5 protein-coding genes, 16 tRNA genes and 1 rRNA gene are annotated in these 6,984 nt (G+C 43.1%); all 22 read right to left on the reverse strand.

From position 1 onward, the window contains the following. Nucleotides 1-67: 67 nt before the first annotated feature. Nucleotides 68-1,378 carry an ABC transporter substrate-binding protein gene (locus ABID29_RS10170; RefSeq protein WP_354366042.1) on the reverse strand — a complete coding sequence of 437 codons (1,311 nt, stop codon included), beginning with the start codon at nucleotides 1,376-1,378 and terminating at the stop codon, nucleotides 68-70. Between the two features lie 134 nt (nucleotides 1,379-1,512). Beyond that, the gene (locus ABID29_RS10175; RefSeq protein ID WP_354366043.1) at nucleotides 1,513-2,211 is read right to left on the reverse strand and encodes an N-acetylmannosamine-6-phosphate 2-epimerase; all 699 of its coding nucleotides are present in this window, start codon (nucleotides 2,209-2,211) and stop codon (nucleotides 1,513-1,515) included. Nucleotides 2,212-2,617: 406 nt separating this feature from the next. Then, on the reverse strand, nucleotides 2,618-3,883 hold the full coding sequence (pcsB, locus tag ABID29_RS10180) for a peptidoglycan hydrolase PcsB (RefSeq protein ID WP_354366044.1): 1,266 nt from the start codon (nucleotides 3,881-3,883) through the stop codon (nucleotides 2,618-2,620). A gap of 65 nt (nucleotides 3,884-3,948) precedes the next feature. Continuing rightward, nucleotides 3,949-4,473 carry a rod shape-determining protein MreD gene (mreD, locus tag ABID29_RS10185; protein ID WP_354366045.1) on the reverse strand — a complete coding sequence of 175 codons (525 nt, stop codon included), beginning with the start codon at nucleotides 4,471-4,473 and terminating at the stop codon, nucleotides 3,949-3,951. Further along, the gene (gene mreC, locus ABID29_RS10190; RefSeq protein WP_354366046.1) at nucleotides 4,470-5,300 is read right to left on the reverse strand and encodes a rod shape-determining protein MreC; all 831 of its coding nucleotides are present in this window, start codon (nucleotides 5,298-5,300) and stop codon (nucleotides 4,470-4,472) included. Before mreC ends, mreD begins: the two co-directional genes overlap by 4 nt. A 57-nt stretch (nucleotides 5,301-5,357) precedes the next feature. Next, nucleotides 5,358-5,445 (reverse strand) — tRNA-Ser (locus ABID29_RS10195). A 9-nt stretch (nucleotides 5,446-5,454) separates the two neighbouring features. Next, nucleotides 5,455-5,528 (reverse strand) — tRNA-Ile (locus ABID29_RS10200). A 53-nt stretch (nucleotides 5,529-5,581) separates the two neighbouring features. After that, nucleotides 5,582-5,654 (reverse strand) — tRNA-Phe (locus ABID29_RS10205). 14 nt (nucleotides 5,655-5,668) lie between these two features. Beyond that, nucleotides 5,669-5,742: transfer RNA gene (locus ABID29_RS10210), tRNA-Met, on the reverse strand. Between the two features lie 41 nt (nucleotides 5,743-5,783). Then, nucleotides 5,784-5,873, reverse strand: a tRNA-Ser gene (locus ABID29_RS10215). A gap of 13 nt (nucleotides 5,874-5,886) precedes the next feature. After that, nucleotides 5,887-5,960, reverse strand: a tRNA-Ile gene (locus tag ABID29_RS10220). 24 nt (nucleotides 5,961-5,984) lie between these two features. Next, nucleotides 5,985-6,058: transfer RNA gene (locus tag ABID29_RS10225), tRNA-Met, on the reverse strand. Between the two features lie 5 nt (nucleotides 6,059-6,063). Then, nucleotides 6,064-6,137, reverse strand: a tRNA-Pro gene (locus ABID29_RS10230). 5 nt (nucleotides 6,138-6,142) lie between these two features. Then, nucleotides 6,143-6,216: transfer RNA gene (locus tag ABID29_RS10235), tRNA-Arg, on the reverse strand. Between the two features lie 10 nt (nucleotides 6,217-6,226). After that, a tRNA-Leu gene (locus ABID29_RS10240) sits at nucleotides 6,227-6,310 on the reverse strand. A 12-nt stretch (nucleotides 6,311-6,322) separates the two neighbouring features. Continuing rightward, a tRNA-Gly gene (locus tag ABID29_RS10245) sits at nucleotides 6,323-6,394 on the reverse strand. Between the two features lie 6 nt (nucleotides 6,395-6,400). Then, nucleotides 6,401-6,473, reverse strand: a tRNA-Thr gene (locus ABID29_RS10250). Nucleotides 6,474-6,483: 10 nt separating this feature from the next. Next, nucleotides 6,484-6,565 (reverse strand) — tRNA-Leu (locus tag ABID29_RS10255). Nucleotides 6,566-6,569: 4 nt separating this feature from the next. Next, nucleotides 6,570-6,642: transfer RNA gene (locus ABID29_RS10260), tRNA-Lys, on the reverse strand. Between the two features lie 45 nt (nucleotides 6,643-6,687). Further along, a tRNA-Asp gene (locus ABID29_RS10265) sits at nucleotides 6,688-6,760 on the reverse strand. Nucleotides 6,761-6,779: 19 nt separating this feature from the next. Next, nucleotides 6,780-6,852, reverse strand: a tRNA-Val gene (locus ABID29_RS10270). A gap of 38 nt (nucleotides 6,853-6,890) precedes the next feature. Continuing rightward, a 5S ribosomal RNA gene (gene rrf / locus ABID29_RS10275) occupies nucleotides 6,891-6,984 on the reverse strand; the annotation flags it as partial.

The following is a 6,984-nucleotide window of genomic DNA, read 5'->3' on the forward strand; positions in this document are numbered from 1 at the left end:
TTCCTATCAGAAAGCCCTCTTTCCTACTATACAAGACAACGAGAAAGAGGGCAATTCTTACTACCTATTACTTAATGGTTGCGTTAGCCTTTTCAGTGAATGATTTCAGAGCTGCTTCTGGCTCTTCATCACCATTTGATACAGCTTGAAGAGTTGGGAACCATAGGGCACGCATTTCTGCAAAGCCATCAATGGTGTTGTAGTATGGTGAATAGAACTGTGTCCATCCGCTGATGGTTTCCATGCGTTCATCATCGTAGAGGGCACCAAATGAGGTACGAACTGGGAAGGCACCTGTACGGATAACGTTCTTAGGACCCCATTCTTTATCCTCAGAAATAAACTGGAGGAATTTCTTAGAAGCGGCCACCTTAGCTTCATCGCCATTGTTAAAGACTGCAAAACCATTTACCAAGTATTCCAAGTCTGGTTTGCCATCTTCTGATGGGAATGGAATTTCAACCACTTCAACACCACTAGATTCTAATAAAGCACCTTGGATACCATTTTGTGCTGGTGCCCAAAGGACGGTGTAAGAAGTTTGACCGTTCGCAAAGTTTTGCAGATCATCACCACCATTGTACTGAGAACCGTTCATGATATAACCCTTGTCCATCCATTCTTTGACTTTGGCAAGACCTTTGATGAACTGTTCTGAGTCTGTCGTATACTTAGTCACTCCCTCGTCGGTGATCGCACCGCTGTAAAGGTTAGCCAAGAAAGCACGTGTTCCTTGGTCACCCCCTTGACCATTAGCAAAGAGTGAACCTGGGTTATAACCTTTGTCTTTGAGGGCCTTAATCACTTTTTCAAAGTCATCAGTGGTCCATCCTTCTTTAACCAAGTCAGCCACACCAGCTTCTTCCAACATTTGCTTGTTAAGTGCCATGTAGAACGGTGCAGAAGAGATTGGCAACATGTAAGCTGTGTCACCAGCTTTTGAGGATTGAATGATGTTGTCGTTGTTCACATCTTTTACAAACTCATCTGTGAAGAGATCATTCAAATCAGCCAACTTGCCATTTTTTCCGTAAGTGATGATTCGACCTGGTGCATCAAAGAGCACGTCTGGAGCTGTTCCTGCTTCGATGGCTGTTGTGATTTTTTCAGGACCAGATGTGAAATCAATCGTTTCCAAATTAACCTTGATATCTGGATTTGCTTCTTCAAAGGCCGCAATCAGTGCTTTTTCGTAAGTCCCAACACTGTCATTGGTATTTTCCTGGGTGAAAACTGGGAAGGCCCACCAAGTGATTTCAGTAGTTGTCGCAGAATCAGCAGACTTGTCAGCTTCTTTAGCACTGCCACCTGAATTTCCGCAAGCTGCAAGAGCGAGTACCGCTGCCCCTGCTAAGAGAGTTTTTGCAAATTTTTTCATGTTTTACTCCTTGAAGTTGATACAAATTGAGTTTATCCTCATTGAGGACGCCAACGATATCTTTATGACTATCCCTTTCTGGGCATCAATCCCTCCAATCCTTCAGTTTCTAGGTAACCTAGTGTCTTTAAAACCTATTTAGTTGCTGCAACAAACCGCTGCGTAATCTCTTTTGGCCTGGTAATAGCGCCACCGACGACAATGCCTTGAACACCCAAGTCTTGGATCTGTCTCACTTGTTCAGGGGTGTGGATTTTACCTTCCGCGATGACATCAATACCGGCCTCGCAAAGCGCTGCAATCAAGTCGATATCTGGACCATCTGCCTGTCTACTATACGATGTGTAGCCAGACAAGGTTGTACCAACAAAATCTACACCAGCCTCAAAAGCTGCTGCTCCTTCCTCAAAGGTCGAAATATCCGCCATCAACAGTTGATCAGGGTATTTTTCTTTGACTTTTCGGATAAAGCTACCAATGTCTTCTCCATCATACCGCTCACGCTTGGTACAGTCTAGGGCAATAACCGCTATATCAAGCTCAGCCAACTCATCCACTTCCTTCATAGTCGCTGTGATGAAGGGTTCCTGAGGTGGATAATCCCGCTTGATGATACCAATGATTGGCAAATCGGTGACTGCCTTAATTTCTCGGATATCTCGAACACTGTTGGCCCGAATTCCTACAGCACCACCTTCTTGCGCTGCCTTAGCCAAAAGCGGCATGACACCACCCGCTTCGGTGTAGAGAGGTTCACCAGGCAAGGCTTGACAGGAGACAATGACCCCGCCTTTTACCTGAGCAATCAATTCTTCCTTCGTTAGTTTAGGCATCTGGTCCTCCTTGTATTGAAACAATAAGTGTTAGCGTTTACATTTAATATTATAAACCTATATACTTAGTTTGACAATAGATTTACCCTATTTAGAATCTAGATTCTTAAAATAGAAGAAAACCGCTTGTGATTGAAAGTACTTTCTTATAAAGATAAAAATAATTCTCACTTATAGCATTCAATATAATACTCATCATCAGCCGAATAGTGCTGTAGCTAACCATCACTAGATAAACACCCCAACATCGTATTCCCTATGTTAGGTATATTGGGACTAAAAGAGGCTCTATAATATGGCTCTATAATTTCTGTAGTGGGTAAATCCACCCCAGACTATAGAGCATTGTCAGTAAAAAAAGCAAAAAAACGAAGACATAAAGTCCTCGTTTACATGATTCTTCTCATTATGGATAAATGTACATTACTGTACCACCACCCCAAGTGCTAGCAGTTGGATTAAACCAACCACGGTAGTTACCAATTGCTGGGTTACCAGCATAGTTAGCCTCAGAAACTTGAATATTAGTTGCAGATTGGACAGCTGTCACAACAGCTACGTGACCGTAGCCACCGCCATCATAAGGCCAAACAGCCACAGCTCCTACTGCCGGAGTACTACCAACAGAATATCCTGCCGCCTGTGCAGAAGCAATCCATTGTGCGGCATTTCCCCAATAGTTCCCAACCCAAGGAGCTAACGCTTTAGCCCCCCACGTACATTGTCCCACAGGGTAGGTATTGGCAGCTGAGTAAGTTACCTTAGTCGATGATCCTGGCGCTACAGTTGGAGCAACTACAGTATTAGCCACCTCCACAGTATTAGGAGTGACTGTAGAAGCAGAAGCTGCTGAAGTAGCACCTTCTTGCACAACAGTTGATACATTAGAGAGTACAGTTGGCGTAGCTGTTGCCGCCGAAGTAGCTAAACTCTGAGCACGTGCTGCTTGAGCTGCACGATAGGCTGCTTCCTCAGCTGCAGCTTTTGCCGCTGCCGCCTCAGCTGCAGCTTTTTGCTCTTGCAGAGATTTTTTCTCCCCTTCCGCAGTTGCTAACTCAGTAGCCAAATTAAGCTTGGCTACCTCTAACTCTGCTTGTTGAGTCTTCAGAACTTGCTCATCATCCGCTAATTTCTGTTGGTTTGCTGCAATTGTATTAATTGCTTCTTGATTAGCTTTCTGCTTTTCTTCGATAGCTGCCTTATCTTCTTCTTGCTGCTTGAGCATCTGATTGTTAGCCGCAATAATCTCTGTCATCGCTGTTACACGAGAGATGGCATCACTAATAGAACTTGAGTCTAAAATTGTATTGATATAGTTGGTTGCTGTACCTTCAGTTTGAGCGGAACGTGCTTGAGCAGACAGTGCCTCGTTACGTGCTACGATATTCTCAGATAAAACTTCAATTTCTGCAAAAAGTGCCTTTGATTCTGCCTGAAGTTTTTCGTTTTCTGCAGTTAGTTTATCTTGCTCTGCCTTAATCCCATCAACCCTAGACTGAATAGCTTGAACTTGAGCTTGAGCAGCAGCTTGCTGACTAGTAAGATTAGAAATTTTACTCTCAACCGCTGAAATTTTTGAATTCATGTCTTGCGCAGCCACTGTTGAAATGGAGGCTAATTGACTCAGAGTCATTGCACTCAATAAAGTTGCTGCTAACAATTTTTTCTTCATAACTGGATAAGTACTCCTTATAAGTAAGTCAGTAATTATTGTACCAAATTTTCACCCCCCTTATGTTACACATTTGTTACAATTAAGTGTCTATTCCTCTGCAAAATATTCCTAATAAGTGGATATAGTAATATTCCTACTACTAGGTTTAGGATAAGAGTAGGAGCTAATATTTTTACAATGAAATAAGTCCACGAGTAAGTCATTCCCTCCAATAACCAAGCAATCAGAAAATGACTAATTTCAAATAGAAAGACAATAACCACCGACAACAAGCAAAAATTCCAAAACCGCAAGCAACGGATCTTAAAAACATTACTAGCAAGCAGTACAAATAACGGTAATAGTATCATATTTAGACCTAATACATTGAGAATATAAATATCTAGCAATATTCCTACTATCAAACAAATATAAAACAGTTTGAAATCAGATGCTCTACTTGTCATAGCCACTAAACAAAGCAAAAAAAGATGATAATTAGGTTGTAAACCATTCCAAAACAAGTGAGAGAATAGTAAATTCAACTGTAAATCAAGGACTAGAAGTAACAATAGAACACTGATAGAGAACATTATTTTTTTCATCATTGACGACCTATCACTATAACAGAATAAATGTCTGAGAAGTTAGCACTAGGCTTAACATATACTTCTAACTCTAGGCTATCTTTATTCTGCCTTACCTCAATCACTTCTCCCAATAAAAGATTTTCAGGATAAGTATCAGAAAGGTTACTAGTCATAACACTATCTGAAAGAGCCACTCGATCTTTGTCAGTAACTTGAGAAATTAAAAATTTGTTTTCCACAGGATCAAAGTCAGTCAGAATACCATAGGCAGGATCTTGATCACCAATTTTTACAGCAAGATTTGCCTTGAAATCCTTAGCTTGCAAAAGTTGAACAGTAGCAGTATCTGAATATACCTCAGCCACTACACCCACAACTCCTCCATTGGCTAAAACAAGATTACCCTTTAAAACTCCAGAAGTTTGCCCAATTGATATCAGAAGAAACTGATTCCAAGAGCTAGGACTTCGATGAATTACCTCAGCCACTAACGGATCAGATGAAGCATAAGCCATTTCTAATTCTAGAGAAGAACGTAAACTTTCATTTTCAAGCTTAAGACTATGATTCTCATTCAATACTCCATTCAAACGACTTACCTCAGTTCTCAATCGTTCATTTTCTTCAAAAGTCACTAATAAGTTTTGAGTATCAGCCATAAGTTCTGATAGAAAGCGTCTTGGAATTGATATAGCCGATTCAGCACTTGCCAAAACAGAACGAACGGGAGAAAAAAGTGAGCTCTCTATAAACCAACTCTGAGAACTCACAAAAAGAAAAGAGAGCGATGATATGACAAGCACCGCTACTAAAATAAGCACTTTAGACTTTAAAATTTTTCCCATAAAAAACCCCACATATACAATAAAACGAGAATATCAAAAGATAATCTCGTTCTTCAACGGAGAATAAGGGATTCGAACCCTTGCGCCAGTTACCCGACCTAACGATTTAGCAAACCGTCCTCTTCAGCCTCTTGAGTAATTCTCCTAAATATAATGGGCACGAATGGAATCGAACCATCGACCTCACGCTTATCAGGCGTGCGCTCTAACCATCTGAGCTACGCGCCCAAGATAACTTGGACTCGAATGCTTCACATTCGTTTCTTCTTTTAAAAAGAATATGGCGCGAGACGGAATCGAACCGCCGACACATGGAGCTTCAATCCATTGCTCTACCAACTGAGCTACCGAGCCAAAAAGTTTTAAAATTGCGGGAGCAGGATTTGAACCTACGACCTTCGGGTTATGAGCCCGACGAGCTACCTAGCTGCTCCATCCCGCGTTAACACTAGATATTCTACAAAGTAGTATTACTTTATAAAAAGGAGGATGTGGGATTCGAACCCACGCACGCTTTTACACGCCTGACGGTTTTCAAGACCGTTCCCTTCAGCCGGACTTGGGTAATCCTCCAAAATAGAAAAAATGGACCTTGTAGGACTCGAACCTACGACCGCTCGGTTATGAGCCGAGTGCTCTAACCAGTTGAGCTAAAGGTCCAAACTACAAGAAAATATTAAAAAATAGCGGCGAAGGGGATCGAACCCCCGACCTCCCGGGTATGAACCGGACGCTCTAGCCAGCTGAGCTACACCGCCAAACATCGGGAAGACAGGATTCGAACCTGCGACCCCTTGGTCCCAAACCAAGTACTCTACCAAGCTGAGCTACTTCCCGTTTTATGCACCCTAGAGGAGTCGAACCTCTAACCGCCTGATTCGTAGTCAGGTACTCTATCCAATTGAGCTAAGGGTGCTTATCATATATGCTGAGGACCGGAATCGAACCGGTACGGGGTCGCCCCCGCAGGATTTTAAGTCCTGTGCGTCTGCCAGTTCCGCCACCCCAGCGCCTCATCTAAAAGCGAACGACGGGATTCGAACCCGCGACCCCCACCTTGGCAAGGTGGTGTTCTACCACTGAACTACGTTCGCATCCTATGCCGGCTACATGACTTGAACACGCGACCCTCTGATTACAAATCAGATGCTCTACCAACTGAGCTAAGCCGGCCTATTTTTAATGCGGATTAAGGGACTTGAACCCCCACGCCCGAAAGCGCCAGATCCTAAATCTGGTGCGTCTGCCAATTCCGCCAAATCCGCTCTATGACCCGTACTGGACTCGAACCAGTGACCCACTGATTAAAAGTCAGTTGCTCTACCAACTGAGCTAACGAGTCATATCTATTTAATTCCTCTAAATTATCCTTTAAAATAACTTAGAACGGTCCCGACGGGAATCGAACCCGCGATCTTCGCCGTGACAGGGCGACGTGATAACCGCTACACTACGGGACCTATACTATCTCTAGTATAATGGGAGTTAACGGGATCGAACCGCTGACCCTCTGCTTGTAAGGCAGATGCTCTCCCAGCTGAGCTAAACTCCCATGGGTTGGAAGCTTAACATAAGCTAAACTTCCTTCTAGCTAAGCGACTTCCGTATCTCACAGGGGGAAACCCCCAACTACTTCAGGCGTTCTAGGGCTTAACTGCTGTGTTCGGCATGGGTACAGGTGTAT

The organism is Streptococcus rupicaprae (genome assembly GCF_040545225.1).
GTDB classification, from domain to species: Bacteria; Bacillota; Bacilli; order Lactobacillales; family Streptococcaceae; genus Streptococcus; species Streptococcus rupicaprae.